The organism is Amycolatopsis granulosa (assembly GCF_011758745.1).
GTDB classification, from domain to species: Bacteria; Actinomycetota; Actinomycetes; order Mycobacteriales; family Pseudonocardiaceae; genus Amycolatopsis_E; species Amycolatopsis_E granulosa.
Genome location: NZ_JAANOV010000001.1, coordinates 4051649 through 4078165 on the forward strand (window position 1 = coordinate 4051649; position 26517 = coordinate 4078165).

At 70.0% G+C, this 26517-nt stretch carries 29 protein-coding genes; 21 read left to right on the plus strand and 8 right to left on the minus strand.

What is annotated here, in order from left to right; genetic code table 11:
* Positions 1–609, plus strand: a complete 609-nt coding sequence (vanX, locus tag FHX45_RS19935) for a D-Ala-D-Ala dipeptidase VanX (protein WP_167104158.1) — start codon at positions 1–3, stop codon at positions 607–609.
* 28 nt (positions 610–637) lie between these two features.
* Positions 638–1744, plus strand: coding sequence for a glycosyltransferase (locus FHX45_RS19940; protein ID WP_167104160.1), 1107 nt, complete (start codon positions 638–640; stop codon positions 1742–1744).
* A 19-nt stretch (positions 1745–1763) separates the two neighbouring features.
* Here FHX45_RS19940 and FHX45_RS19945 read toward each other — a convergent pair whose 3' ends face one another.
* Both FHX45_RS19945 and FHX45_RS19950 read right to left on the minus strand, forming a co-directional pair.
* Positions 1764–2843, minus strand: a complete 1080-nt coding sequence (locus FHX45_RS19945) for a sensor histidine kinase (protein ID WP_481726002.1) — start codon at positions 2841–2843, stop codon at positions 1764–1766.
* Positions 2844–2853: 10 nt separating this feature from the next.
* Positions 2854–3549 (minus strand): response regulator, encoded by a 696-nt coding sequence (locus FHX45_RS19950; protein WP_167104169.1) that lies wholly within the window; start codon positions 3547–3549, stop codon positions 2854–2856.
* A gap of 87 nt (positions 3550–3636) precedes the next feature.
* Between FHX45_RS19950 and FHX45_RS19955 the strand changes: the two genes are divergently transcribed.
* The 4 genes from FHX45_RS19955 to mptB all read left to right on the plus strand — a co-directional run bounded on the left by FHX45_RS19955 (position 3637) and on the right by mptB (position 6696).
* A complete protein-coding gene (locus FHX45_RS19955; RefSeq protein ID WP_167104172.1) occupies positions 3637–4125 on the plus strand; it encodes a M15 family metallopeptidase in 489 nt (162 codons plus the stop codon).
* Positions 4126–4275: 150 nt separating this feature from the next.
* The gene (locus FHX45_RS19960; protein ID WP_167104175.1) at positions 4276–5016 is read left to right on the plus strand and encodes a hypothetical protein; all 741 of its coding nucleotides are present in this window, start codon (positions 4276–4278) and stop codon (positions 5014–5016) included.
* On the plus strand, positions 5013–5330 hold the full coding sequence (locus FHX45_RS19965; RefSeq protein ID WP_341771538.1) for a transcriptional regulator: 318 nt from the start codon (positions 5013–5015) through the stop codon (positions 5328–5330). The genes FHX45_RS19960 and FHX45_RS19965 overlap by 4 nt, the downstream gene beginning before the upstream one ends.
* A complete protein-coding gene (gene mptB / locus FHX45_RS19970; RefSeq protein ID WP_167104178.1) occupies positions 5317–6696 on the plus strand; it encodes a polyprenol phosphomannose-dependent alpha 1,6 mannosyltransferase MptB in 1380 nt (459 codons plus the stop codon). Before FHX45_RS19965 ends, mptB begins: the two co-directional genes overlap by 14 nt.
* 48 nt (positions 6697–6744) lie before the next feature.
* Here mptB and FHX45_RS19975 read toward each other — a convergent pair whose 3' ends face one another.
* Together FHX45_RS19975 and FHX45_RS19980 are read right to left on the minus strand one after the other, a co-directional pair.
* Positions 6745–7221, minus strand: coding sequence for a hypothetical protein (locus FHX45_RS19975; RefSeq protein WP_167104182.1), 477 nt, complete (start codon positions 7219–7221; stop codon positions 6745–6747).
* A gap of 322 nt (positions 7222–7543) precedes the next feature.
* Positions 7544–8146 carry a CGNR zinc finger domain-containing protein gene (locus FHX45_RS19980; protein WP_167104185.1) on the minus strand — a complete coding sequence of 201 codons (603 nt, stop codon included), beginning with the start codon at positions 8144–8146 and terminating at the stop codon, positions 7544–7546.
* 137 nt (positions 8147–8283) lie between these two features.
* Here FHX45_RS19980 and FHX45_RS19985 point away from each other — a divergent pair, with 137 nt between their 5' ends.
* The 9 genes from FHX45_RS19985 (at position 8284) to FHX45_RS20025 (ending at position 16684) form a co-directional block, all read left to right on the plus strand.
* Positions 8284–8748 (plus strand): VOC family protein, encoded by a 465-nt coding sequence (locus tag FHX45_RS19985; RefSeq protein ID WP_167104188.1) that lies wholly within the window; start codon positions 8284–8286, stop codon positions 8746–8748.
* Positions 8749–8827: 79 nt separating this feature from the next.
* A complete protein-coding gene (locus FHX45_RS28650; protein WP_341771539.1) occupies positions 8828–9778 on the plus strand; it encodes a pyridoxamine 5'-phosphate oxidase family protein in 951 nt (316 codons plus the stop codon).
* Positions 9775–9984 carry a ferredoxin gene (locus FHX45_RS19995; RefSeq protein WP_167104194.1) on the plus strand — a complete coding sequence of 70 codons (210 nt, stop codon included), beginning with the start codon at positions 9775–9777 and terminating at the stop codon, positions 9982–9984. Before FHX45_RS28650 ends, FHX45_RS19995 begins: the two co-directional genes overlap by 4 nt.
* On the plus strand, positions 9981–11177 hold the full coding sequence (locus FHX45_RS20000) for an NAD(P)/FAD-dependent oxidoreductase (RefSeq protein WP_167104197.1): 1197 nt from the start codon (positions 9981–9983) through the stop codon (positions 11175–11177). The genes FHX45_RS19995 and FHX45_RS20000 overlap by 4 nt, the downstream gene beginning before the upstream one ends.
* A 296-nt stretch (positions 11178–11473) precedes the next feature.
* The gene (locus tag FHX45_RS20005) at positions 11474–12883 is read left to right on the plus strand and encodes an amino acid permease (RefSeq protein WP_167104200.1); all 1410 of its coding nucleotides are present in this window, start codon (positions 11474–11476) and stop codon (positions 12881–12883) included.
* 146 nt (positions 12884–13029) lie between these two features.
* On the plus strand, positions 13030–14181 hold the full coding sequence (locus FHX45_RS20010) for a thiolase C-terminal domain-containing protein (RefSeq protein WP_167104203.1): 1152 nt from the start codon (positions 13030–13032) through the stop codon (positions 14179–14181).
* The gene (locus tag FHX45_RS20015) at positions 14174–14590 is read left to right on the plus strand and encodes a Zn-ribbon domain-containing OB-fold protein (RefSeq protein WP_167104206.1); all 417 of its coding nucleotides are present in this window, start codon (positions 14174–14176) and stop codon (positions 14588–14590) included. The genes FHX45_RS20010 and FHX45_RS20015 overlap by 8 nt, the downstream gene beginning before the upstream one ends.
* On the plus strand, positions 14587–15510 hold the full coding sequence (locus FHX45_RS20020; protein WP_167104210.1) for an SDR family NAD(P)-dependent oxidoreductase: 924 nt from the start codon (positions 14587–14589) through the stop codon (positions 15508–15510). The genes FHX45_RS20015 and FHX45_RS20020 overlap by 4 nt, the downstream gene beginning before the upstream one ends.
* Positions 15503–16684 (plus strand): GNAT family N-acetyltransferase, encoded by a 1182-nt coding sequence (locus FHX45_RS20025; RefSeq protein WP_167104213.1) that lies wholly within the window; start codon positions 15503–15505, stop codon positions 16682–16684. Before FHX45_RS20020 ends, FHX45_RS20025 begins: the two co-directional genes overlap by 8 nt.
* Positions 16685–16701: 17 nt before the next feature.
* Here the strand turns inward: FHX45_RS20025 and FHX45_RS20030 are convergent, their stop codons facing one another.
* Positions 16702–17286 (minus strand): TetR/AcrR family transcriptional regulator, encoded by a 585-nt coding sequence (locus tag FHX45_RS20030; protein WP_167104216.1) that lies wholly within the window; start codon positions 17284–17286, stop codon positions 16702–16704.
* Between the two features lie 58 nt (positions 17287–17344).
* Here FHX45_RS20030 and FHX45_RS20035 point away from each other — a divergent pair, with 58 nt between their 5' ends.
* Entirely contained in the window at positions 17345–18871 is a 1527-nt protein-coding gene (locus FHX45_RS20035; protein ID WP_167104219.1) for an AMP-binding protein, read from the plus strand.
* Between the two features lie 67 nt (positions 18872–18938).
* Here FHX45_RS20035 and FHX45_RS20040 read toward each other — a convergent pair whose 3' ends face one another.
* Together FHX45_RS20040 and FHX45_RS20045 are read right to left on the minus strand one after the other, a co-directional pair.
* Positions 18939–20144: a M20 metallopeptidase family protein gene (locus tag FHX45_RS20040; RefSeq protein WP_167104222.1), complete on the minus strand. Its 1206-nt coding sequence runs from the start codon at positions 20142–20144 to the stop codon at positions 18939–18941.
* Positions 20145–20149: 5 nt separating this feature from the next.
* The gene (locus FHX45_RS20045) at positions 20150–21154 is read right to left on the minus strand and encodes a cyclase family protein (RefSeq protein WP_167104225.1); all 1005 of its coding nucleotides are present in this window, start codon (positions 21152–21154) and stop codon (positions 20150–20152) included.
* A gap of 442 nt (positions 21155–21596) precedes the next feature.
* Between FHX45_RS20045 and FHX45_RS20050 the strand changes: the two genes are divergently transcribed.
* The 5 genes from FHX45_RS20050 to FHX45_RS20070 are packed head-to-tail and all read left to right on the plus strand — an operon-like array spanning position 21597 to position 26041.
* Positions 21597–22754 carry an ABC transporter substrate-binding protein gene (locus FHX45_RS20050; RefSeq protein ID WP_167104228.1) on the plus strand — a complete coding sequence of 386 codons (1158 nt, stop codon included), beginning with the start codon at positions 21597–21599 and terminating at the stop codon, positions 22752–22754.
* Between the two features lie 23 nt (positions 22755–22777).
* Positions 22778–23668 (plus strand): branched-chain amino acid ABC transporter permease, encoded by an 891-nt coding sequence (locus FHX45_RS20055; protein ID WP_167104231.1) that lies wholly within the window; start codon positions 22778–22780, stop codon positions 23666–23668.
* On the plus strand, positions 23665–24609 hold the full coding sequence (locus FHX45_RS20060) for an ABC transporter permease subunit (protein WP_167104234.1): 945 nt from the start codon (positions 23665–23667) through the stop codon (positions 24607–24609). The genes FHX45_RS20055 and FHX45_RS20060 overlap by 4 nt, the downstream gene beginning before the upstream one ends.
* Complete coding sequence (locus tag FHX45_RS20065) at positions 24606–25331, plus strand: ABC transporter ATP-binding protein (RefSeq protein WP_167104237.1); 726 nt, start codon at positions 24606–24608, stop codon at positions 25329–25331. Before FHX45_RS20060 ends, FHX45_RS20065 begins: the two co-directional genes overlap by 4 nt.
* Positions 25331–26041, plus strand: a complete 711-nt coding sequence (locus FHX45_RS20070) for an ABC transporter ATP-binding protein (RefSeq protein WP_167104240.1) — start codon at positions 25331–25333, stop codon at positions 26039–26041. Before FHX45_RS20065 ends, FHX45_RS20070 begins: the two co-directional genes overlap by 1 nt.
* On the opposite strand, the gene FHX45_RS20075 is transcribed toward FHX45_RS20070, so the two are convergent.
* On the minus strand, positions 26038–26472 hold the full coding sequence (locus tag FHX45_RS20075) for an Lrp/AsnC family transcriptional regulator (RefSeq protein ID WP_167104243.1): 435 nt from the start codon (positions 26470–26472) through the stop codon (positions 26038–26040). The genes FHX45_RS20070 and FHX45_RS20075 overlap by 4 nt on opposite strands.
* Positions 26473–26517 lie beyond the last annotated feature (45 nt).

The following is a 26517-nucleotide window of genomic DNA, read 5'->3' on the forward strand; positions in this document are numbered from 1 at the left end:
ATGCCCGCAGATTTTGTCTTCGTCGACGAATTCGTACCGGGAATACGATGGGATTCCAAGTACGCCACGTGGGACAACTTCACCGGCAAGCCGGTGGACGGGTACCTGGCAAATCGGATAGTTGGCACCAAGGCGCTGTGTGCCGCTCTCGCGGAAGCTCAGGAAAAAGCCGCAACCCTTGGCTTCGGCTTGCTCCTGTGGGACGGCTACCGCCCGCAACGCGCCGTGGACAGCTTCCTGCGCTGGTCGCAACAGCCGGAGGACGGCCGGACGAAGCTGCGACACTATCCGAACATCGACCGAGCCGAGATGTTCGAGAAAGGATATGTGGCCGCCAAGTCGGGCCACAGCCGGGGCAGCACCGTGGACCTGACGCTCTACGACCTGGCTACCGGTGAACTCGCGGCCATGGGCGGCGGCCACGATCTGATGGATACGATCTCGCACCACGGTGCGTCAGGAATCACGCCGGCCGAGGCGAGGAACCGTCAGCACCTGTGTGCCGTCATGGAATCCTGCGGGTTCACGCGGTACGACTCCGAGTGGTGGCACTACACCCTGAAGGACGAACCCCATCCGGACACCTACTTTGATTTTCCCATCGCGTAGCTGCCGGTGCCGGTCGCGAGGGGCGGACGTGACGGCACCGCGCGTCGTTGTCGCCGGGGGCCATTCGGCCGGGCACATCGAACCGGCGATGAACCTCGCCGACGCGCTGCGCCAGCTGGATCCCACGGCCGAGATCACCGCCCTCGGCACCGTCCGCGGCCTGGACACCACGCTCATCCCGGCCCGCGGCTACCCGCTGGAACTCATCCCGCCGGTGCCGTTGCCGCGCACACTGAACCGGGTCCTGGTGCACACGCCGGGCAGGCTGCGCGAGTCGGTGCGGGCAGCCGGGTCGGTGCTCGACCGGGTGCGAGCCGAGGTCGTGGTGGGCTTCGGCGGCTACGTGGCCGCGCCGGCCTACCTCGCCGCCCGCAGGCGGGGTCTGCCGATCGTCGTCCACGAGGCGAACGCCCGGCCCGGAGTGGCCAACCGGCTGGCGGCCCGGATGACGGCGCACGTGTTCACCGCCTCGCCGGGCGTCCGGCTGCCGCACGCCACCCCGATCGGGATCCCGCTGCGGCCGGCGATCACCGGGCTCGACCGAGCCGCGCTGCGCAACGCCGCCCGGCAGCGGTTCGGCCTGCGACCGGACGGCCCCGTGCTGATGGCCACCGGCGGTTCGCAGGGCGCCCGGGCGATCAACGCCGCCGTCTCCGGCGCGGCCGCGGCGTTACGGGCGGCCGGCGTGCAGGTCCTGCACATCACCGGGCCGCGGAACGCGGTCGAGGTGCCGGACGGCGACGCAGCCGACCCGCCCTACGTCGTCGTTCCCTACGTCCACGAGATGCAGTACGCCTACGCCGCGGCCGACTTCGTGATCTGCCGCTCGGGGGCGATGACGTGCGCCGAACTCGCCGCTGTCGGCCTGCCGGCCGCGTACGTCCCGCTGCCGGAGCGCGGCGGGGAGCAGCGGCTGAACGCCGAGCCGGTCGTCGAGGCCGGCGGGGCACTGCTCGTCGACGACGCCGACCTCGGTCCGGCCTGGATCGAGACCACCCTGATCCCGGTGCTCACCGACCCCGGGCGGATCGCCGCGATGTCGGCCCGTGCGTCGGCGGCCGGCGCACCCGACGCGGATGTCGTCCTGGCCCGGCACGTGCTCGCCGTCGTCGCTGAGCGACGCGGACCTACCTGAGAAGCGGCGTTGTTGATCGTCATCCGCCCGTGTGCCGCGGCGCCGCGGGTAGTCGCACCGTGACGCAAAGCCCCCCGTCGGGCCGGGGGGTGAGGGTCAGTGTTCCGTCGTGTGCCTTGGCGATGCTCTTGACGATCGCCAGGCCGAGGCCGGCACCGGCGTGGTCACTGCGGATGCGTTGCGTGCCGCGCTGGAACGGTTCGGTGAGCGTCGAGACCAGCTGCGGGGAGAGCTTCGCGCCGGTGTTTTCGACAGTCAGCACCACGGAGTCGGGGCGGACGGCGGTGTTGACCCGCACGCTGCCGTGCTCGGGGAGGTTGTGGACGATCGCGTTGTGCACGAGGTTCGTCGTCATCTGCAGCAGGAGAGCGTGTGAGCCGCTGGTGGGGGTCTCGTCGCTGGAGGTCTCGATGGTGAGGCCGCGTGCTTCTGCGAGGGGCAGGAGCGTTTCCGTGGCCTCTTCCGCGATGAGGGACAGGTCGACGTGTTCTCGGGTGAAGGACCGCTGGTCGGCGCGGCTGAGCAGGAGCAGCGCCTCGGTGAGCTCGATCGCCCGGGTGTTGACGAAGTGGAGGCGATCGACGAGTTCACCGGCGTCCCGGCCCGGATCGTTGCGGGCCACGTCGAGAAGTGTCTGCGTGATCGCCAGCGGGGTGCGCAGTTCGTGGGAGGCGTTGGCCGCGAATCTCTGCTGTTCGGCCACGTGTGCTTCGAGCCGTGCGAGCATGGTGTCGAAGGCGTCGGCGAGTTCGCGGAACTCGTCGTTGCGGCCTTCCAGGTGGATCCGGTGGGCGAGCGATCCGTCCGCGGCCAGGCGGGTGGCGTGGGTGATGCGAGTCAGGGGCGCGAGCATCCTGCCGGCGAGGACCCACCCGCCCACGAGGCCGAACACCAGCAGGAACGCCAGCGCTGCGACTGCCTTCGGGATGAAGGCACGCTGGAGGTCGGAGCGGTCGGGTATGTGGATGTACAACCCGGGGATGCGGATCACCTCGGGTACGTAACGCAGCAGGAACACCCACACCGCGCCGAGCAGCAAGGCGCACGCGAGCATGAGGAACCCGGCGTAGCTGAGGGTGAGTTTGAGGCGAACGCTCACCCCGGGCGCCCTATCCACGGTCCCCTCCCGCACGTCCGGTGTCCGGTTCGGTGCTGATGCGGTAGCCGACGCCGGCCACGGTGGCGATGAGCCATGGTTCGCCGAGGCGTTTGCGCAGTGCCGAGACGGTGATGCGCACGGCGTTGGTGAACGGGTCGGCGTTCTCGTCCCACGCCCGTGCCAGGAGTTCTTCGGCGCTGACGACACCGCCTTCGGCAGCGACCAGAACTTCGAGCACGGCGAACTGCTTGCGGGTGAGCGCGACGTAGCGGCCGTCGCGGTAGACCTCGCGGCGGAACGGATCCAGCCGCAGGCCCGCGATCTCCCGCACCGGCGGCCTGTTGTAGGCGCGCCTGCGGTCGAGTGCTCTGAGACGGAGCACGAGTTCGCGGAGTTCGAAGGGCTTGGTGAGGTAGTCGTCGGCTCCGAGCTCGAACCCGGACGCCTTGTCGTCGAGACGGTCGGCAGCGGTGAGCATGAGGATCGGGGTGCCGCTGCCGGAGGCGACGATGCGCTTGGCGACCTCGTCGCCGGAGGGGCCGGGGATGTCGCGGTCGAGGACGGCGATGTCGTAGGCGTTGATGCTCAGCAGTTCCAGAGCCGTGTCACCGTCACCGGCGATGTCCGCGGCGATCGCTTCCAGGCGCAGCCCATCGCGGATGGCCTCCGCCATATACGGTTCGTCCTCGACGATCAACACGCGCACAGTCGCGATACTACGAGCCGACCCATATCGTCGGCATATCGAAAACCGGATACCCGCCGGCAACACCACGCTGTCTTGACTGGATGCATGCCCTACAGCGAATCCGTCGTCCGGCGCGCCCTCGGTGTGGCACATGGCGCTGTCCCGGATCCGGTGTCGGTCTTCGACGAAGAGATCCCGGCCGTGGCCAACCTCGATCCCGATCTGCTCGCTGCCCTGCGCAAGGCCGCAACCGATGCGGCGGCCGACGGGGTGGAGTTCTTCGTCAACGGCGGCTGGCGTTCCCCGGAGTACCAGGAACAACTACGCGATGAGGCGGTCTCGAAGTACGGCTCGGCACGGGAAGCCGCGCGATGGGTGACCACGGCGGACACGTCGGCTCACGTATTGGGGCAGGCGGTCGACCTGGGGCCCGCCGATGCCAGGGCGTGGCTGTCCGAGCACGGCGCCGCGTACGGGCTGTGCCAGATCTACCGCAACGAACCCTGGCACTACGAACTGCGGCCCGAAGCCGTCGATCACGGCTGCCCGCCCATGTACGACGACCCGACGCACGATCCGAGGATGCAGCGGTGACCAGCACGGTCGGCAGATCCCGGCCAGATCCGCCGACCTCCTGTCGCCCACGGCGCCGACGGTCCCGGAGGGGCTGCGAGGTGCGACCTTGACGCAAGAGGTTTGTTCTGCAAACCTGACGCGTATGCAATCGAGTTTGGGGCCGGTGTGATGAGCGGGGACGAGAGCAGTGCCGTGGCCACGCTGGAGGATCTGCGGACCCTGCGCCGCAAGGTCCGGCAGGACCGGTGGGGGTATCCGTTCCCGCTGCTGCTGTTCGGCGCGTTGCTCCTGGTGGCGCCGTACGTCCACCAGGACTTCTGGCTGGCCGGGGTGACCGGCGGCGTCGTCGTGACCGCACTGTGGTACCGGCGGCGGGGCGTGCGCGTCGGGGTGGAGGCCGACACCACGAACTGGCTGCTGGCCGCGGGCGCGGCGGTGCTGGGATTCGTGGTGGGGGCTCCGCTGCTGTCCACGCTGTTCTTCGGGCTGTATTCACGCCCGGAGGTGAACCTGCCGATCATGCTCGGCGCGGCCGTCGGGGTGCTCATCAGCTGGCGCCGGGGTCGCCGCCTCGCCGTGGTCCTGTTCTCGGTACTGGGTTTCGCGTCCATCGGCGTGTACCTGATCCGCGGCATGGCCGGTCTGCTGGTGATCGCCGCCGGGCTGCTCGTCCTCGCCTGGCTCGAACGCAGCGCGCTGTGCGCTGCCATCGGGGTCGCGTTCACCGGCACCGCGCTGCTGGCCAATCTCTACGACATGCCGAACGCGCTGGCGCACGCCGGGATCTGGCGCCCGGACCTCGCGCACGACTCACGCCTGCAGCTTCTCTGCGACCTCGCCCTTCCCGCGGCCGTACTCCTCGCCGGCGGACTCATCGCACTGATCTGGACCAACAGGGCTGCCAGGTGAGCGCACATCCGACCAGCGGTCTCGACGAAGTCGTCCACCAGCGCCACCGGCTGGGCATCCTGACCATCGCGGTCGAGTCCAAACGGGTCGAGTTCGGCTACCTCCGCACGACGCTGAACCTGACCGCGGGCAACCTCTCGCGGCACATCGCGGTGCTCGAGGAAGCCGGCCTGATCACGATCCAGAAGGGGTACGAGGGCAAACGGCCCCGCACCTGGATCAGCATCACTCCACGCGGCCGCGACGCACTCGCCGAGGAGATCGCCGCGCTCGCCGCCATCGTCGACAGCCTGGGTTCCCGTGACAGAACTTGACCTCCTCCCGCGGCACCGTCCACTCACGACACGTGCACAGTGGACCGGTTTCGCTGGTGCCGCGGCTCTGGTGCTCGTCACCTCGGGCCTTCCGGTGCCGCCGGTCGTGGTGCTGGCGCTGGGGCTGACCGGCATGGGCGTTGTCGTACTGGCATGGCTGGACCTGGGGCGCCACGCCGGCACGATCGGGGTCCGGCGGCTGTACCTGATCGCGGCGACCTGGTGCGTTCCGCTGCTGGCCGCGCGGCCGCTGTTCAGCGGCGACGTGTACTGCTACCTCGCCCAGGGGACGGTCGCCGACCTGGGGTTCGACCCGTACCGGCTCGGTCCGGCCGCCGCTCTCGGCGCGGACTCCCCGGTGACCAAGCTGGTCAGCGTCTACTGGCAGGACACACCGGCTCCGTACGGTCCGGCGTTCGTCGAGCTGTCCCGCGTGATCGCGCACTTCGCCGGGCAGAACGTCGTGGCGACCGTGCTGTCGCACCGGCTGGTCGAACTGGCCGGGGTCGCACTGATCGCCTGGGCCCTGCCCCGGCTGGCCCGGCGCACGGGAGCCGCGCCGTCCACCGCGGTCTGGCTGGGACTGCTCAACCCGCTGGTGCTGTGGCACGTTGTCGCCGGGGTGCACACCGACGGGCTGCTGATGGGCCTGCTGCTCGCCGGGCTGGAGATCGCGCTGTCCGGGCGCGTCGCCGCCGGCGTCGTGGTGTTGACGGTCGCGGCGAACATCAAGTTCGTGGCGGTGGCGGCGGTGTGCTTCCTGGCGGTGGAACTGGCGCGCCGCGCGACCCGCGCCCGGGACCGGGTCGCGGTGGTATTCGGTGTGGCCGCGGGTTTCCTGCTCGTGTCCACTGTGATCGCGGCCGGCACCGGGCTCGGCTTCGGCCGGTTCGCCGCGGTCGGCTCCCCGGCGCAGGTGCACAGCTGGCTGGCACCGACCAACCAGCTCGGCTTCCTGATCGGTGGACTGGCCGGCACGAGCCTCACCGACGCGGCGATCAGGACGTGTGTGTGGGCCGGTGCGGTGATCGGTGCGGGCGTGGCGGTAAAACTGCTGTGGAGCGTGTTCCACGGCCGGTTCCGGGTCGTGCAGGGTGTCGGCCTGGTGTTCGCGGCGATGCTCGTCACCGGTCCCGTCGTGCAACCTTGGTATCTACTGTGGACGGTTCTGCCGCTGGCGGCGTGCGTCCGGACCGGACGGGCGCGGTGGGCGCTCGCCGGGCTCAGCGCGGTGGTCGCACTCCTGCTCCCGCCCGCCGGGGGAAGCCCCGTCGTCCTGTTCGCCGGATACCTGACCGCCGTGTTCCTGATGGGCGGGGTGCTGTTGCTGCCGCGCACCCGACGGCCCGCCCCCGTCCCCGGCTGACTCGGCGATGGCGCCCGCCCCGATGGGGTGGCGGCGGGCGCCTTGACGTCAGTGATCGTTCGTGAACCGCCAGGTTTTGTGGGTCCAGTTGCTGTTGCCGCTGACGTGGACTTCGTATTGCTGGCCCTCGCGGAGGTCCCAGGCCCAACCTTGCGATGCTCGATGGGTGTGGCAATTACCAAGACCCTGAACAAAATCCCCGTTGACAAGGTCGTACTTGGGGTCGACTTTGCCGTTCTTTTCCACCTCGTACACATCGACGCGCGCATATTTGTTGTCCGCGTTGGTGTCGCAGATCTTCAGGATGTCACCGTGTTTTTTGACGTACAGCGTCGCGCCGCTCGTCGAGAAGATGAAGTCCCAGCCACCGGGCGGCGGCGGGTCGGTGGTGGCCGAGGCGGTGGTGGTTCCGGCGAGTACGGCTGTCGCGGTTGCGGCGATCGTGCCTGCGGTGAGCAGGGCCTTGCGGAGCTTCATGATCGGGCCTTTCGGCGAGTTGTGGGTCCAGACATCGATGACGAGCAAGATACTGGATCAGTGGTGCATCCGACAAGAGGATCGTTCAACAATCATCTCGGCATTGGCTTCATCCGCGCCGCACGAAATCGCCCGGCCTGCGAAGTTCGGCAGGCCGGGCCATCGTGTGCGTGAGTGACCCGTCCGTGGCGGGTCCGGCCGAGGCGGATCACCAGGCTGCGGGCGGTTGGCGGGCCCGCCGGTAGTCCGCGATCCGGTCCCGGCCGGCGAACCAGACGTCCGAGGGGTGCGCAATCCGGTCAAGCGTCCGTTGCCACGCCGCCATGCGGGTGGAACAACCGGTAAGGCGCGGGGTGCGGCCCGATCGGCATCACCCGCGGCGGCTGCTGCTGTCCGTGCCGGTGGGCCGGGGTTCCCGGCGTCGCTGGTAGTGGCGGGACGCCTTGGCGCGGTTGCCGCACCCCGCCATGGAGCACCAGCGCCGCGTGCCGTTCTTCGACACGTCGTAGAAGTGCAGCACGCAGTCCGGGTTCGCGCATCGCCGGATCCGCGCGGGGGCTTCCTCGAGCAGGCGCAGGTAGTCGGCGGCGGCGAGCCAGGCCGGGAGATGACCGGGCGGGTCCGTGTCCACTTCGGACTCCGGGCCATCGGTTCCGAGGGAGCGGCGGATCCAGCCGTGGCCCAGCGTCCGGTTGAGCGCCGCGCGTGCCTCGCCGGAGTCGTCTTCGCGCTCCGCGAGCGACCACAGCGCTTCCCGGACTTCCCGCAACGCGTCCAGGGCTGCCGGGGTGGCGGCGACCCGGTCCGCCAAGCCCGACGACCGCAGCCAGACGGCGAGTCCGTCGACCGACTCCAGCAGGTCGTGGTGAGTTCCCTGGTCGATCCACCGGGTGTTCAGCAGATCCAGGGAGAGCGGCTCGCCCGTCAGCGGACGCGGGTCCGCGGCGGCTTCCTGGCTTGGACGTCCCGACACGGTCCGGCCTCCTTCTCGGTGATCACCGGCGACAAGTGCAGTCTAACCGCCCAAGTCGATTACGGTGGTTGACGGCATCGGGTATAACCGTTAATCTTCCGATCATCGGTTAGAACCATGAACTCAGGAGGAATGTGATGGGACAGCCCACGGGCATCAAGGCGCTCCAGACGGGGCACGTCGGCCTCACCGTGACCGACATCGAGCGATCGCTGCCGTTCTACCTCGACGTGTTCGGATTCGAGGTGCTCGCCGAGGGCAAGGAGGAGGACCGGCGCTGGGCGTTCCTCGGCCGCGACGGGCAACTTCTGGTGACCCTGTGGCAGCAGGGCGACGCCGGTTTCGCCGCGTCCTCCGCCGGTCTCCACCACCTGTCGTTCCAGGTGGAGACGATCGAGGAGGTCCAAGCCACCGAGCGGGTCCTGCGCGAGCGGAACGCCACGTTCCAGTACGACGGCGTCGTGCCGCACGGCGAGGGCGCGGCGTCCGGCGGCATCTTCTTCAGCGATCCGGACGGCATCCGCCTGGAGATCTACGCCCCGGCCGGTGCGGACACCGCCCCGGCGCCGGCAGGTGCCGCGCCCACCTGTGGATTCTTCTGATCGATCCGTCGGGCCGGTGCTCTGCTCCACGGGCAACCGGCCCGACTCCCGGATGCGCCAACGAAAAGGACACGTCGCCGTGACAGACGTCTACCACGACGGTGAACGGGCCGTTCAGGCCCGAGCGGGTGTGCTCGATCAAGCGGGTTTCTCCTCGGGCGCCATCCACGCCCGGATTCCGGACGTGGCCCGGGACTTCCTCCGGCAACAGGTCATGCTGGTGCTGGGCGCGACCGATGAGCAGGGGCGGGTATGGGCTTCCCTCCTCACCGGAGCGCCCGGTTTCCTTCGCGCCGACGGCGACCGGAGCCTGATCGTCGAAGCGCATCCCGCTGCGGGTGACCCGCTTCGGCCCCTGTTCGGGGGTTCCGGCGAAGCCGTGCCGGTGGGCATGATCGCCATCGAGCCGGCCAGTCGTCGTCGCATGCGGATGAACGGCCGCGCCACCACGACCGGTGCCGGATTCCGCGTGGACCTCGACCAGGTGTACGCCAACTGCCCCAAGTACATCCAGAAACGGGAGCCGCGCCGGGATCCGGGCGGTCCCGCCGTTCCGGTGCGCACCGACCGGCTCCAGGGCAGCCACACCGACCTGATCGCCCGCGCCGACACGTTCTTCGTCGCGACCGCGGACCGGGACGGCAACGCCGACGCCTCGCACCGCGGTGGCAATCCGGGCTTCGTCGAGGTGCTCTCGCCGACCTCGCTTCGGTGGCCGGACTACGTGGGCAACGCGATGTTCGGAACGCTGGGCAACATCGAGGTCAACCCCGTGGCGGGGCTGATCTTCCCGGACTGGGACACCGGCAGCACCCTCCAGCTCACCGGAACCGCGCGCGTGGACTGGGACCCGGACCGGGCCGCGGCCGTCCCCGGCGCACAGCGCCTGGTCGAATTCACGATCAGCGAGGTCGTCGAAATCCGCGGATCCAGCCCGTTGCGCTGGAGTGCGCCGGTCTATTCACGCTTCAACCCGCAAGCCGTCCGGCCCGCGTCGCCCGGGCCGGCGAAACCACGAGGACGGTCATGAAAATCCAGGTGGACATGGATCTGTGCGAGAGCCACGGGCAGTGCGTCTTCGCCGCCCCCGCGATCTTTTCCTTCGACGACGACGACATCCTCGTCCACGCGGAAACCGCGGACGAAAGCCTGCGCGACGCCGTGGAGAAGGCGGCCGCGGCCTGCCCGGTGCGGGCCATCCGCGTACACGCCGCCACGGGTGACGCAGCCGCATGAGTTCTCGATTCGACGAGCACGGCATTCTCGTCGTCGGAGCGTCGCTCGCCGGGTTGCGGGCGTGCGCGGCGCTGCGCAAGCACGGGTACGACGGCCGCCTGACGGTCATCGGGGAGGAACCGCATCTCCCGTACGATCGCCCGCCGCTGTCCAAGGAGTTCCTCGCCGGCGAGACCGGCGGTGCGGACCTGTCGTTGCCCGTCGCCGGTCTCGGCATCACCTGGCAGCTCGGCCGCCGGGCGACACGGCTGCACCTCGCCGCGCGCACGGTCGAGGTCGGCGACGGCACCCGTTTCCCCTTCGACGGCCTCGTCATCGCCACCGGGTCGACGGCCCGGCTGTGGCCCGCAGCGCCCGCCGGCGTCCACACGTTGCGCGGCCTGGACGACGCCCGGAGCCTGCGGGCAGCACTGCTGCGGCGGGACGGCAGGCTGCTGGTGATCGGGGCCGGGTTCGTCGGTAGCGAGGTCGCCGCGACCGCGCGAGGCGCTGGCATCGAGGTCACCGTGGTCGACCCGGCGCCGCAACCCCTGCACCGTGCCGTCGGCGAAGCGGCAGGCGAATTCGTCGCGGCACTCCATCGGCAGGCCGGGGTGGACCTGCGGACCTCGACCAAGGTCGTGTCGCTGGAGGGCGTCGGCAAGCTCACCGGAGCCCGGCTCTCCGACGGCACGGAGGTGCCCGCGACCGCTGCCGTGGTTGCCCTGGGCTCGGCGCCCGCCACCGGCTGGCTGGCTGGTTCCGGGTTGGACATCACCGCCGGAGTCCGCTGCGACCGGCACGCCCGCGTACTCCGCCGGGACGGCACCCCCGCCCCGGGCGTGGTCGCCGCCGGGGACGTCACCCGCTGGCCGCACCCCTGGGCGGACGCTCCGGGTGTCACCCTGGGCCACTGGAGCCACGCCGCGGAACAGGCCGAAACCGCCGCGCGCTCACTGCTCTTCCCCGCGGCGCCCGCGCGGTACTGCCCGGTGCCGTCGTTCTGGTCGGACCAGTACGACGTCAAGTTCCGGTCGGTCGGGCTGCCCGCGCTCGCCGACTCGGCCGACGTGCGGGAGTACGACCTCGGCGCGCGCCGCCTGGATGTCGCCTACTTCCGGCAGGGCCGGCTGATCGGCGCGCTGACCGGCAACCGGGTGGCCCGGATCGCGGCCTACCGCGCGCAACTCGCCGCTGACCTCGAAGGACGGTGAGCGCCGGGCTGCCGGCCGCGGCTCGCGCGCGGTGGAGCGCGAGCCTGTTCCGGATGAGCTCTGTCCCGGCGTGACTGCTGGCGGGCAGGGAAACTGGGCGATCGCTTGCTTTCTTTTGCGCGGCGGTCTAGCGTGCTGTGATGCAAGCCACCCGGGCAGGGCCGGGACGTCCGTAAGGGTCCCACGCGGACGCCGGGCTTCCGGCCCGCTCCGCCGGAACCCCCGCCGCGGCGGCGACCGAACGACGCCGGGTGGCGGCTCGCAGGCCCGATCCGGAACCAGTCAGGAGGTCCGTGATGTCAGAGTCGACATCCGCCCAGCCTTCGCCGCCGACGCAGGGCGAACGGCCACGAAGTGGCTCCCGCCGGGAGCGGCTGAAGAACCGTCACGTCACCCTGCTCGCCATCGGCGGCTGCATCGGTGCCTCGCTGTTCGTGGGCATCGGCGAGGTGGTCCGCTCGGCGGGGGCCGGTGCCATCCTGTCCTACGTCATCGGCGGGGTCATCGTCTTCTTCGTCATGCGGATGCTCGGCGAGATGGCGACCGCGCGTCCCGATCTCGGGTCGTTCGTCGACTACGCCCGGGAGAGCCTCGGGGCCTGGGCCGGCTTCAGCGTCGGCTGGATGTACTGGTACTTCTTCGTCGGCGTGATCGCGTTCGAGGCGGTCGTCGCCGGACAGATCGTCGGCGGCTGGCTCGGCATCCCGAGCTGGATCTGCTCGCTCGTGATCATGGTCGTGTTCGTCGGGGTGAACATGTACTCGGCGCGGAGTTTCGGCGAATCCGAGTTCTTCCTCGCGAGCGTCAAGGTCGGCACGATCGTCGTCCTGGTCGTCGGTGCGGTGCTGTTCGTGCTCGGCCTCCTGCCCGGCGCGCACTTCGTCGGCGTGTCCAACCTCGTGCACGCGCCGTTCCTGGTGAACGGGTTCGAGCCGGTCGTCCGCGGTGTGGTGACCGCGGTCCTGTCGTACTTCGGCACCGAAATCGCGGTGATCGCGTCGGCGGAGTCGGAGGACCCGGGACGCGCGGTCGTGCGCACCACGCGCCTGGCCGCCTGGCGCATCGTGCTGTTCTTCGTCGGGTCGGTGGTGGCACTCCTGCTCGTGCTCCCGTTCTCGGAGCTGCCCACGGATTCGAGTCCGTTCGCGGCCGCGTTCAGCCGGTTCGGCATTCCGTTCTCCACGCAGCTCGTCGATGTCGTGTTGCTCGTCGCGGTGCTGTCGATCGTCAATTCGTCCATCTACGCGTGTTCCCGGACCCTGTTCCGCCTGTCGGCGAACGGCTGGGCACCGGCCTCGGTCACCACCCGCAACCGGCGGGGCGTCCCCTGGCGGGCGGTGCTCCTGAGCGGCAGCGGTGGAGTCCTCGGCGCCGCCATCAACTTCTTCGCCTCGGAGAAGGCGTTCGCCTTCATCCTCGACTCGGCGGGGGCGGTGGCATTGATCGTCTACGCCTTCATCTGCCTGTCGCAGCTGCGGATGCGGGCGCGGCTGTCCGCGGACGAGGTGGCGCGGCTGCCGGTGCGGATGTGGTGCCACCCGTGGTTCGCCGCGCTCTGCGCGCTGGCGCTCGTGGCGACCGACGTCGTCATGCTCGTGCACTCCGACACCCGCATCCAGGCCGCGCTGAGCCTGGTGGCGCTCGCCGTCGTGCTGTGCGCGTACGGAATCCTCGCCGCTGTGCGAAAGCGCGCACGCAACTCCTGAGATCCACCGGAAAAGCCTGACTGCGCCGGGAATGCGTTGACACCGGCCCGAAGGCCGTGCCATATTACAAAGCGAGCGTTCGCTTTGAATGCGACCGGCTGCGGATCCACTTGACGAAGGGGCGAGTCGTCCCAGAGGGGAAGGAAATGCCGGAGTTCTGCATCGCGGGCGTGGCGGAAAGCCCGCTCGGGCACGTCACCGACCAATCCGAACCATCCATGATCGCGCTCGCCGCCATGGCCGCGCTCGACGAGGCGGGCATCGCGCGCACCGAGGTCGACGGGTTGTTCGTCAACTACCTCGGCGAGGAAGGCTCGGTCCAGCTCGGCGAGTACCTCGGCATCGAGCCCAGCCACGCCGACTCCTCGGACCTGGGTGGCGGCTCGTGGGTGGGGTTCATCGGGCACGCCATGGCGGCGATCGCGGCCGGTCAGTGCGAGGTGGCACTGCTCGCGTACGCGTCCCGCCAGCGCACCCTGCGCAAGCGCTCCCGGGCGCACGTCCTCGCTCCGCCGCCGCCCGAGTCGATCACCGCGCAGTTCGACCAGCCGGCCGGGGTGCCGGTGCCCATCGGTCACTTCGCGCTCGTCACGGCCCGCCACATGTACGAGTACGGCACCACGGAGGAACAACTCGCTTCCGTCGCCGTCACCGGCCGCGAATGGGCGCGCCTGAACCCGAAAGCCTGGCGCCGCGACCCGCTCACCGTCGAGGACGTCCTCGCCTCGGACCGGATCTGCGGTCCGATCAAGAAGCTGGACTGCTGTCCGATCACCGACGGGGGCGGCGCCATCGTCGTCACCACGGCCGAGCGCGCCCGTGCCGCGAAGCGCCCGCCGGTCGGCATCCGGGGCTGGGGCGAGAGCCACACCCACTGGCATCCGCACCAGCGCCGGGACATCACCTCGACGGCCGCCGTCCGGTCCGGTCGCCTGGCCTACGAAATGGCGGGCATCGGACCGGAGGACGTGGACATCTTCCAGCCCTACGACGCGTTCACCATCACGCCGATCCTCCAGCTCGAGGATCTCGGCTTCTGCGAAAAAGGCGCCGGTGGGGAAATGTTCGCGCAGGGGCACCTGCGGCCCGGCGGAAAGCTGCCGGCCATGACGTCCGGCGGTGGTTTGTCCTACACGCACCCGGGGGCGTTCGGGATCTTCCTGGTCATCGAGGCCGTCCGGCAACTGCGTGGCGAAGCCGGTGACCGGCAGGTGAACCCGGCGCCGAGAACCGCGCTCGTCAACGGAATTGGTGGCCTGTGCTCGTACAGCTCGACGGTGGTGCTCACGAATGACTGACAACGACGACATCCTCGATCCGACGACGGCGGCGTTCTGGAAAGCGGCGGCCGACGGGAAACTGGTCGTGCAGCGCTGCGCGGCCTGCGGCCACAGCCAGCTGTACCCGCGGCCGTTCTGCCTGGCCTGCGACTCCACGGACCTGACCTGGGCCGAGACACCCGGCCTCGGCACGGTGTACTCGTGCGTGACGGTCCACCTGCCCGTGCGCGCCGACCTGCCCCCGCCGTACAGCGTCGGACTGGTCGAACTGGACGAGGGTCCGCGGCTGCTCGCGGCCGTCCCCGACGACGCCGCCATCGGTGACCGGGTGGCAGCCCGCTGGCAGCCGGGCGACGGTGGCGCGCGCCCGGTCCTGTCCTTCGCCGCGGTCGGAAGCCTCGCCAACGCCGCCGAGGTGGTGTCATGAAGCCGCTCGACGGCCTGGCCGCGATCGTGACCGGCGCGGGCAGCGGCCTGGGCCGCAGCCATGCCCTGCACCTCGCGAGCCTGGGTGCCGCCGTGGTGGTGAACGACGTCGGGCGGGCCGGTACCGGATGGCGGGCCGACGACGTGGCCGGGGAAATCACCGCGCGGGGTGGCCGCGCCGTGAGCGACCACGGCGACATCTCCAGCTGGACCCACGCAAGCGACCTGGTGGACACCTGCGTGGACGCGTTCGGGCGGCTCGACATCCTGGTCAACAATGCGGGAATCGTGCGGGACCGGACAATGGCTCGCATGGCCGAATCCGAGTGGGACGACGTCGTCCGCGTGAACCTGAAGGGCCACGCCGCCCCGGCCGTCCACGCGATGGCCCACTGGCGGAAGCAGGCGAAGCGGACCGGGGCGCCTGCCCCGGGCGCGATCGTCCACACCAGCTCCATCGGCGGCCTCATGGCCAACTTCGGTCAGGGCAACTACACCGCCACCAAGCTGGGCATCGTCGCGCTGTCCGCGGTCCTCGCGCTCGAGGGTGAACAGCTGGGGGTGCGATCGAACGTCATCGCGCCTTCCGCGCGCACTGAGACGACCCTGAAGGCCATGCCCTCGGCCAAGCAGTTCCCCCCAACGGGCGGCGACGACTCCGACTTCTGGGACCCGGCCAACGTCTCGCCGGTGGTCGGGTGGCTCGCGTCCCCCCGCTGCCGGGTCACCGGTCAGGTCTTCCACGTCGTCGGCAACGAGGTGCGCCTCTTCGCGCCACCCACCGTGCTCAAGCGGTTCACCACGAACGGCCGCTGGACGGCCGAGGACCTGGAGCGGCAGATCGGCCCGGAACTGACCCGGTGGCCGACGGCGATGGACTTCCTGGACACGGTCGAGAAGGAGGCGCGTGCCGATGGGTAGCCCGGGAACGCCGCTGGTCCGTCCCGCCCGCACCGACGACGAGACGGTGATTGCGCGGCTGCGGCACCAGAGCTTCTCCGCGCCGGTGGACATGGCCCTGTGGCTGGAGTACGGCCACGTCCTCGAGCTCGACGGGGGCCCGGTGGCCGCGCTGCTGGCCCGGCCGTGCGGGCAGTGGTTCGGGGGCCGCCCCGTCCCGGCCGTCACCATCTCGTCGGTCATGGTCGACCTCACGCGCCGCGGCGGCGGGGTCATGGCGCACCTCCTCGGCCCCGTCCTCGCGCACCACGCCGGGGCCGGGGCCGCCATCGCCACCCTGACACCGTCGGCCGTGGCGCCGTACCGCCGGGCCGGGTTCGAGGTCAGCGGCTTCCGGTACCGGCACCACGTGTCGCCCCGGTCGCTGCGGGCCGGTGGGGAGGTGGACGACATCCGCTGGTTCACCGCGGACGATGCCGGCCGGCTCGCCGAGGTGTACGACGCGCTCGTCCGGCGCAGCAACGGCCCGATCCATCGGGATGCGGCCTGGTGGCGCAGTCACATCCTGCCCCGCGTGCACTCCGGCGAGACGTTCGCGGTGGTCGCTTTCCGCCAGGACGCGGTGACCGGCTACGCGCTGTGGGACCAGGTGAGCGCACCCCTTGGCGAGTTCACCTTCCGGCACCGGGTCCGGGCGCGCGAGATCGTGTGGACGACGGTCCCGGCGGCCCGCGCCCTCCTGCACACCCTCGCGCAGGCCGGGTCGCCGGGCGAGGAGATCTCCTGGTTCGGTGGCCCGTCGGACGGGCTGGCGGCCTTCTTCGACGCCCCGGTCGCGATGGACTGGGTCCACCCGTGGATGACGAAGATCCTCGACCACCCGGCCGCGCTCGCCGCGCGCGGCTACCACACCAGCCTGGACCTGACTCTGACGCTGGGCATCCAGGACGAGACGGGTGCTCCCGCCCGCACCCTGGGACTGGTGGTGCGGGACGGCCGGTGCCAGGTCGAGGAAGCCGGCACCGAGCCGGACGTGACGGTGGCCGCCCACGCGTTCGCGGCTCTCTTCACCGGCCGGTCGACCGCCCGGGAGGCACTGGCGATGGGGCAGCTCAAGGCGCGCTCCGCGGCGGCCCTCGACCACGTCGACGCCCTGTTCGCGGGCCCCAGTCCATGGCTGTTCGAGCACTTCTGACGTGCCGCGCGTGGCGGTCAGGGGGTGAGGAACCCCTGCAGCATCTCGTCGGCCACCTTGTCGAACACCTCCCGGACCGACTGGCGGCCCTTCGGGTTGAACCACATGATCGCCCAGTTCCCGACCGACAGCGTGATCAGACGCGCGGTGTGCGGGTCCATGCTCTTGCGGAACACCCCGGCGTCGATCGCCTCACCGATGATGTCGTCCCAAAGCTGCTCGTACGCCCGCCGCTGGTCGAGCACGTCCTCGAGCTCCTGGCCGGTCAGGTGCCGCCACTCGGTCAGGAAAATCCGCGGGGCCGACGCCGCGCCGACCTCGAAGTTGGACGACACGTGCGCCAGGAAAGCGGCCCGGAACTTCGCCTCCGGTTCGAGGTCGCTCTCCTGGACCTCGACGACGGCGGCCCGCTGGCGCTTGTGCGTCTCGATCACGATGTGGTGCAGCAGCGCCTCTTTGGAGGGGAAGTGCGAGTAGAGCCCGCCCGACTGCATACCGGCCGCCTCGGCGATCGCCCGCACCGACGTTCCCTGGAACCCCAGTTCGCTGAACAACTTCGTGGCGGCGGCGACGATTTCGTGGACACGGGTCGGACGGGGCACAACCGCATCGTACCAGCATCGATAACAAGCGCTCGCTCACAGATGAGGAGAAGATCGCATGACACCGCACCGCCTCGCGTTCGACCACTACGTCTCCTACGGCGAGCGCATCCGGCACCTGGTGATGTCCCGCCCGGACGACGTGGCGCTGACGTTCGTCGCCCACCCGGACGGCGCGGCGACCGAACTGACGTGGCGGGAGCTGGACGCGCGCAGTGACTCCTTCGCCTCGGGCCTGGCGGCGCGGGGCGTCGGTCCGGACAGCCTGGTCGTGGTGAAACTGCGCAACTCGGTCGAGCACGTGCTGACCACCGTGGCCGTGTGGAAGCTCGGCGCGTGCGTGGTGCCGCTCCGCTCGGACATGCCGGGCCGGGAACGCGAGCAGATCCTGCGCCTCGCGAACCCCGACGTCGTCGTCTCGCTCGACCCGGTGCCCGGCTACGACTGCCTCACCCCGGCGGACATCGAGACCCGGCAGGACCCGGACTGGCAGCTCGCCGACGCCCGGCCGGGCAAGGCCGTGTGCTCCGGCGGCTCCACCGGCGTGCCCAAGCTCATCTTCGATCCGTTGCCCTGGGGCAATCCCGGGGCCGTGGCGGGCACCGCGGACGGCCACGCGCTCGAACCGCTGGCCCGCACCATCGGGTTCCGGCACGACCAGACCCAGCTGGTCGCCGGACCGCTGTACCACAACGCGCCCTTCGGCTGGGGGTACTGGGGGTTGTTCTTCGGCCACCACCTCGTCGTCCTGGAGCGGTTCACCCCGGAGATGGTCGTCGACTGCGTGGAACGGTACGGCGTGAACTTCATGTTCGCCGTCCCCACCATGATGATGCGCATCATGCGGCTGGACGGTGTGGCCGACCGCGACTGGTCCAGCATCGAGTCGCTGTTCCACGGCGCCGCGTCCTGCCCGCGGTGGCTCAAGAAGCAGTGGATGGACCTGCTCGGCCCGTCCCGGGTCCGCGAGCTCTACGGCGCCACCGAGGCCATCGGCGCCTCGGCGATCACCGGCGACGAGTGGCTCGCGCACGAAGGCAGCGTCGGCAAACCGCTCGGGTGCGATCTGCGCATCCTCGACGACGACCAGCGCGAGCTGCCGGCCGGCGAGGTCGGCATGATCTACATGCGACCGCACTACCCGGGCCCCACCTACGAGTACCGCGGCAGCGATCCCGCTCCGTCCACCAGCGACGGTTTCATCACGGTGGGGGACTTCGGCCGCGTCGACGACGAGGGGTACCTCTACATCGCCGACCGGCGGGTGGATCTGATCATTTCCGGCGGCGCCAACATCTTTCCCGCGGAGGTGGAAGAGGCGCTGCTGGAGCACCCCGAGGTGGCCGACGCCGCCGTCATCGGCCTGCCGCACCCGGAGTGGGGCCAGGCGGTTCACGCGGTGGTGCAGCCCGCCGACGGCTCGTCCCTGACGGCCGGGGCGCTCAGCGAGTTCATGCGCGGCCAGCTGGCGGCCTACAAGCTGCCGAAGACCTACGAGCTGGTTGCCCGCGTTCCGCGCGACGAAGCCGGGAAGCTGCGCCGGTCCGCCCTCCTGGCGGAACGCACGGGTTCCGCGGCATCCTGATCCACCGCACGCCTCAGCGGCCCGGAGGAGATTCCTCCGGGCCGCTGAGCGGTGCGCCCTGGGCGGATCAGGCCGTGCGAGCCAGCTGCCGCATCGCCAGTTCGGCGTAGACCGCCGCGGCACCCGGCAGGACGCCGGGATCGAAGTCGGCGTGCGGGCTGTGGTTGTTCGGCGCGGATTCCGGGTCCAGGCCGGGCGGCGTGGCACCCAGGGCGAGGAACGCGCCCGGTACTTTCGCCAGCACGCGCGAGAAGTCCTCGGACGCGGCGATGGGATTGGCCAGTGGCCGGTACCGTTCCTCGCCGAGCAGGGACTGCGCGACCTCGGCCGCCAGCCGGACCTCCCGCTCCGTGTTGATCGTGAGCAGGGTTTCCTCCTCGAAGACGATGTCGGCACTGACCCCGTGCGCCGCCGCGACACCGTGCAGTGTCTCTTCCAGACGCGACAGGATCACGCCGGACGTGTGGCCGGAGAAGGTCCGGACGGTCGCCTCGAAGGTGGCGTCGTCGGGAATGACGTTGTGCTTCGTGCCGGCCGAGAGGTATCCGACCGTCACCACCACCGGGTCGAAGATGTCGAAGCGCCGCGTCACCATGGCTTGCAGCGCCGTGACCATTTCCGCGGCCGCGATCACCGGGTCCTTCGCGCGGTGCGGCATCGACCCGTGCCCGCCGGCGCCGTTCACGCGCACCCGCAGCCGGTGGGAGGCCGACATGACCGGTCCGGTCCGGCTGCTGAGGACGCCGTTGGGAATTCCGGCCGAGAACACGTGCAGGGCGAAGGCGGCATCGGCCCGGTAACCGGCCGCGTCCAGCACCCCGTCGTTCACCATGATGCCCGCGCCGTCGTAACCCTCTTCGCCGGGCTGGAACATGAACACCACGTCCCCGGCGATCCGGTCGCGGTGCCGGTGCAGCAGCCGCGCGGCGCCGATCAGGGACGTGGTGTGCAGATCGTGCCCGCAGGCGTGCATCGCGCCGTTGGTGGCCGCGAAGGCGAGACCGGTGCGCTCGCGGACGGGCAGCGCGTCCATGTCCGCGCGCAGGACGACCGCATGCGGGTCCTGCTCGTCCCGTGCGCCGCCACGCAGCACGCCGACCACCGAGGAGGTCGTCTTCCCGGTGGTGATCTCCAGCCCCAGTGGATCGAGCTCCCGCAACACGAGCTCCTGGGTTCGCGGCAGGTCGAGGCCCACCTCGGGTTCGGAGTGCAGCCGGCTCCGGAGATGGGCCAGGTCGTCCCGCATGCCACGGGCGTCGTCGAGGAGGTCCATCCCGGTCACCGCACCGCGACGGCGTTCGCGGGCGACCCGGTCCCGCCGGTCAGGTTCAGCGGCGTGGACACGATGAGGCAGTCCCAGCGGCCGTCGCGAGCGCAGCGCTCCGCGAGGCCGTCCAGGTCCCACAGCTCACCGAGCGGGAACCCGAGCAGTGCGATCAGGACGTTGTGCATGACGCCGGCGTAGGCTCGCGGTACCTCACCGCGGCGTTCGGCCTCGGTGACGAACGGCGAGTCGTCCGGCGCCGGGTACGCCTCCACGCCGAAGTTGTCCACGGCGACCATGGCGAACTGGTGGTCCCAGAGCCATTCCACGGTCTCCTCGCTCGCCAGCAGCCCCGATACGTGGATCGGGCTCTTTTCGTCGTGGCGCTGCTGCGGGGTCAGTTCGTGGAGGTGGCGGTGCACCCAGCCGGTCCGGATGAGCAGGATGTCGCCGGGCCGGAATTCGACGCCCTGGTCCGCCGCCGCGTCGGCGACGTCGCCGATCGGGATGCCTTCGGCCCCGGCGTGGTCGATGGGGCGGCCCTGTGCCCGGCGGTAGCGGTCCACATCGACCAGTACGCCGCGGCCGACGATGCCGCGTTCGGTGAACCGGTTGATCCCGAGGAACGGGTCACCCGGCTGGAAGCGTTCCGGATCGGCGCCGTTGTAGAAGCCGAACACCGGGTGGCCGATGTGCCGGAACCCGTCGATCTGGGTGCTCGCCTGCGGGTAGAAGCTGTCCAGGTACTCGTCGCGGTGGTACCCGTAGTTCGCGTACATGTTGTGCTGGAGGCTCTTGCGGTACGGGCTCATCGGCGGGTCGAACGCCTCGAGCGGCAGGTTCAGGTTGACGACCTCCCCGGTGCGCACCGCCGCGGCCGCCGCCCGGACCCGCTCGGGGGTGAGGTGGTTCAGCGTGCCCAGCTCGTCGTCGGGACCGAAGACGCCCCAGGCCGAACCCGCCGGCGCGTCGGTGCGCTTCCGTAGTTCCGCGTAGGTCGGAACGTGCTTCTCGTCCATTTACCCTCCCTGGTAGCCGATTCACGAATCCCGGCGTGTCTGGTGTGGATGGTTGACGTGCGTGGCCGACGAGGCCGGTGATGGTGCGGAGCAGGCGCGCGCGGACTTGCCGCCGCGCGGAGGACGGTGCGGCCGTCACCGCCCCTGAAGCTACTCCGGCCCCACGGCGATAGCAATCGATCGCTCAGTTTGAGTGTTATCCTGGGGTCGCGGCCGTCCTCTTTCGTTCTTGACACGGGTCGCGAGCCCCTTCTATCGTCAAACAAAGCGATCGTTCACTTCGTTGCCGCTTCCATCGCAGCAGATACCCCTGAAGACGCCACACGGCACAACGCAATGCAGGTCAAGGACGACCGGCCCAGGCGTGGGGTCGGCGTGCTCCTCGAATGGCTGCCGGGCTACCCCGGATTCAGCGACTCATGAGAGAAGGGTGTAGCGGATCATGAAGAAACGAAGCAGCCTCGTGCTCGTACTTCTCGCACTGCTCGGTCCGGGAGGTGTGGCGGCCTGCGGATCCGCGGACTCCGGATCATCCGGCGACAGCTACGTCCTCGGCGCCGCGTTGCCCCTGAGCGGGGCGGCCGCCTCGTTCGGAACGGCCTACCAGCACGGGATCGACGGCTGCGTGAACCTCGTCAACGAGCGGCGGGACCTGCCCAAGCCGGTCACGGTGAAGTACGTGGACACCGGCGCCGGCGAGACCTCGAAGGGGATCGCGGCGTTCACCCAGCTCACCACCGTTGATCACGCGACGACCGTGTTCAGCGCGTACAGCTCGATCACCACCGCGCTCGCCCCGCTCGCCCAGCGCACCCGCGTGCCGGTGTTGAACGGCGGTTCGCTCAGTCCGTCCCTGGCGAACCAGCCGTGGGTGTGGAACACCGTTCCGTTCCTCAGCTCCGAACTGTCGGCCAGCGTGCCCTACGTGAAGGAACGCATGCCGGATCGCAAGAAGGCGATGCTGATCTACCAGGACGACGTGGTGGGCAAGGACGCCGTGGGCCTGGTCCGCCAGGCGTGGGAAGGCGACGGCCGCACGCTCGACACGCTGCCGGTGGCCGTGCAACTGGCCTCGTTCTCCGCGCAGGTCGACAAGGTCAAGGCGCAGGACCCCGATGTCATCTTCCTGGTGCACTCCGGCGACCCGCAGGCGGTGCTCATCCAGCAGTTGCGGAGTGCGGGCGTGCACGCCCAGATCGTCGGCGCCTCACCGTTCCCGACGCCGGCGGTCCTCAAGCTCAAGGAGGCCGAGGGGTCGCTGTTCACCCTGCAGGCGGTGGACTTCTCCGCCAAGGACCCGACCACGACCGGGTTCCTGCGGCTGACCGGCGCGAAACCGGGCGAAGGCGCGATCGTGGGCGAGGCGGACTACTGCAACGGCGTCCTGATGTGGGCGCAGGCCGCGAAGCGGCTGGTGGCCGAGGGCAGGGACGTCACCGGCGCGAACCTCAACGACAAGTTCGGGAGCCAGGGCCGCATCGACGCCGTCGGCGGGACGCTCGAGCTCCTGCCCGATCACACGCTCAAGTCGCCCATCGCCATCAACCAGGTCAAGGACGGCGCGTTCACCACGGTGGCCACCGTTCCCGCGGCCGGCTGACCGATTCCGGAGGTCGTCCCGATATGCATGAGCTACTTCAACTGGCGGTCGGCGGGTTGTTCCTGGGTGGGATCTACGTCCTGATCGCGATCGGCATGTCCACCATCCTCAGCGTCACCGGCATTCTGCACATCGCCCACGGCGCGAACCTCAGCCTGTGCGCCCTGACCTTCTCCGCCCTGGCATCGACGAACATCCTGATCGCGGTGCTCGCCACGACCGCCGTGTCGCTGGCGTTCACCATGGCCAGTTACGAGTTCCTGTACCGGCCGATCGGCAACCGGCAGACGACGTTGTTCCCGCTGTTCCTGGTTTCGTTCGGGTTGTGGATCGTCGGCAGTTCGGTCCTGACCCTGATCTTCTCGGCCACCGCGTCCCACCCGCGCACGTCCCTCAACTCCACATTGGATGTCGGCTGGCTGCACCTGCTGAAGATCAACCTCCTGGCGTTCGGGGTCGCGATCGCCTGCTACGCCGCGACGCGGTTGTTCCTGGCGAAAACCATGACCGGTTCGCTGATGCGGGCGGTGGCGTGCAATCGCGACATGGCCGACGTGTGGGGGATGCCCCGCCGGCGCGCGGAACGCGTCGCGTTCGCCATGGCCGCGCTGCTCGCGGTGCCGGCCGGGATATTCGTCGCCTACACCCTCGGCGCCTACCCGACGGTCGGGGACACGCCGTTGCTGATCGCGTTCTCGACCGTCATCCTCGGCGGCGTCGGGAGCATCGCGGGCGCCGCGGGTGCCGCGCTGCTCTTCGGGGTCATCCAGGGCGTCGCGCTGTGGAAGCTCCCGGCGACCTGGCAGGACGGCGTGGTGTTCGCGGTCTTCCTGCTGCTGATCCTGATCAGCCCCCGTGGCCTCGCCACGCTCCGCACACGGCGTCCGGCCGGGACGAGGAGTGCCTCGAAGTGATCGAGTACCTGACGACCGTGGGAACCCTCACGGGGATCTTCGCCATCGCCGGGGCGGGCCTGAACATCACGCTCGGCTACGCGGGTGTCTTCTCGGCGGCCCAGGCGGTCTTCGTCGGCATCGGCGCGTACACCACCGCGCTGCTCGGGCCGCGGGTGGACGGCTCCTTCCTCGTCTGTGCGCTGGTGGGCATCGGGCTGGCGATGGTGGCCGCGGTCGCACTGGCCTCCACCGGACTGCGGGTGAGCGACGAATACTTCATCGTCGCCTCGCTGGCCTTCCAGATCATCATCTCGACCGTCTTCGCGAGCTGGTATTCGGTGACGAAGGGGACCGACGGGATATCCGGTGTGCCCTACCCCCAGGTGTTCGGGATCGAGCTGGGAACACACGGCGCGGGATCGGCGCTGGTGTGGACGATCGCGATCCTCGTCGTCGCACTGACCGCGGTGCTGCGCCGGGGCGCGGCCGGCCGGTTGTTCTTCGCGATCCGCGAGGACCCGGTCGCGACCGAGACGCTGGGGCGCAGCCCGGTCGTCGGCAAGTACGCCGCGATCGTGCTGGGGGCCGGCGTGTCCGCGCTCGGTGGCGTGCTCTACGCCTTCTACACCGGTTTCGTGAACGCGCCGACGTTCGGCTACTCGCTGTCGATCGAACTGGTCGCGATCGTGGTCGTCGGCGGCATCGGCCTGTCCATCGGCCCGATCATCGGCGGCGCGATCATCGTCGCCGCCATCCCGCTGATCAGCCTGCTCGACCTGCCCTCCACGGTCGTCGGGCCGCTCCAGCAACTGGTCTACGGGGCGCTGATCATCGCCGTGGTCGTGCTGCGTGGCTATTTCCCCGCCACCGGCGCCCTGCGCGGCCGGATGGTGCGGCGTCTCGCGGAAATGCGCCCGGAGCCCTCGGGACCGGCGAGCGGCGGAAAGGTGACGTCATGACCCTGCAGGTGAACGATGTGCGCGTGGCGTTCGGCGGGCTGGTTGCGCTGGACAACGTCTCGCTGACCGCCGAACCGGGCGCCGTCACCGCCCTCATCGGCCCGAACGGCGCCGGCAAGACGACGTTGTTCAACGTCATCTCGGGACTCATCGAACCGGAGAGCGGCAGCATCCGCCTGGACGGCGCCGAACTCCTGCGGCGGTCGGCCCGCCGGCGCGCGCGGATGGGCATCGTGCGCTCGTTCCAGGAGCTGCGGCTGTTCGGGGGCGTCTCGGTGCAGGAGCAGACGGTGTTCGCGGCCGAGCGGACCGTTTTCACCCGCTCGCGCGACACGCGAGTCCGCGCCACGCAGATCCTGGACCGCCTCGGGTTGTCCGCGGCCCGGCGCGACCTCGCCGCCAACCTCAGCTACGGCCAGCAGAAGGCGGTCTCGATCGCCCGCATGCTGGCGATGAACGGCCGGGCGTGGCTGCTCGACGAGCAGGCCGCCGGACTCGCCCCGCGGGAGTACGACCTGTTCTGCGAAGTGGTGACCGAGGCCAAGGAACGCGGCCTGATCATCCTGTTGATCGAACACAACCTCCAGCTGGTCCGGGACCTGGCCGACGTGGTCGTGTTCCTCGACCGCGGCCGGGAACTCGCCACCGGCACGGCGGACGAGGTGTTCTCCGACGAGGTGGTGCGGGCGCTCTACTTCGGCCGTCGGGATCAGGAGGTCTGATGCTCACCATCGACTCGTTGACCGTCCGCCTCGGACACCGCACCGTGGTCGACGCCTTGAGCGCCACCCTGCCGCCCGGCGAGATCAGCTTGATCCTGGGCCACAACGGGGCGGGCAAATCGACGTTGTTGCGCACCGTCGCGGGACTGCTCCGCCCGGCGGGCGGCAGCATCGCCCTCGACGGCACCGACATCGCCCGGCGCTCCCCGGTGGAGGTGGCCCGGTCCGGTGTGGTCCTGGTTCCGCAGGGCCGTGGTGTCTTCGACGACCTGACCGTTGCGGAGAACATCAAGCTCGGCATGTGGAACGCCCGGCGGCTCGGGCGCGCCGGCAGCGACACCGAGCGCGCCCGGCTCGACGACGCCCGTGAACTCTTCCCGGTACTGGACGAACAATGGCATTCACGCGCGGGCTCGCTCTCCGGCGGCCAGCAACAACAGGTCGCGATCGCCCGGGCCTTCCTGGCCAACCCGAAGGTCCTCCTGCTGGACGAACCGTCGGTCGGTCTGTCGCCGAAACTGGCGGACGTCGTGCTGACCACGGTCGCCTCGCTGCGCCGCGAGGACCGCATCATCGTGCTGGTGGAGCAGAACGTGCACCAGGCGCTCGCGGTGGCCGACTCGGTCGCGGTCATGCGTGCGGGCGCGATGGAACAGCACGGCCTCGCTCCCTCCGACATCGCCCACCAGGACCTCGCCGCGATCTTCTAGGTCAGCCGGGACCAGGAACCGAGCACCACCAGCGTCTTCGTTCCGGTGACCTGACCGTTGGTGCGCAGCAGGTTGACCACGCGCTGCAGGTCGTCGGTGCTCGTGGCGTGCACGCGGACCAGGGCGTCCGGGTCGCCGGCCAGGGTCAGGACCTCGGTGACCTCCGGAATGTTCTCGGCGAAGGACAGGATCGTGTCGAGCTCCAGGTTGCCGACCACCCGGAGCTCCACCACGGCCGTCAGCTCACCGTCCACTTTGGTCGTGTCGATGCGGGCGGTGTAGCCGCTGATCACACCGGTTTCCTCGAGACGATCGATGCGCCGTTTGGTCGGTGCGACGGTCAGCCCGACCTGGCTGGCGATGTCCCGGACGGTGCGGCGGCCGTCCTGGCGCAGGAGCTGGAGGATTTCCCGGTCGATCTCGTCGAGCATGCCGAAAGGATGCAGCTAATTGCCCGCCGCCGCAACAACCTGCGA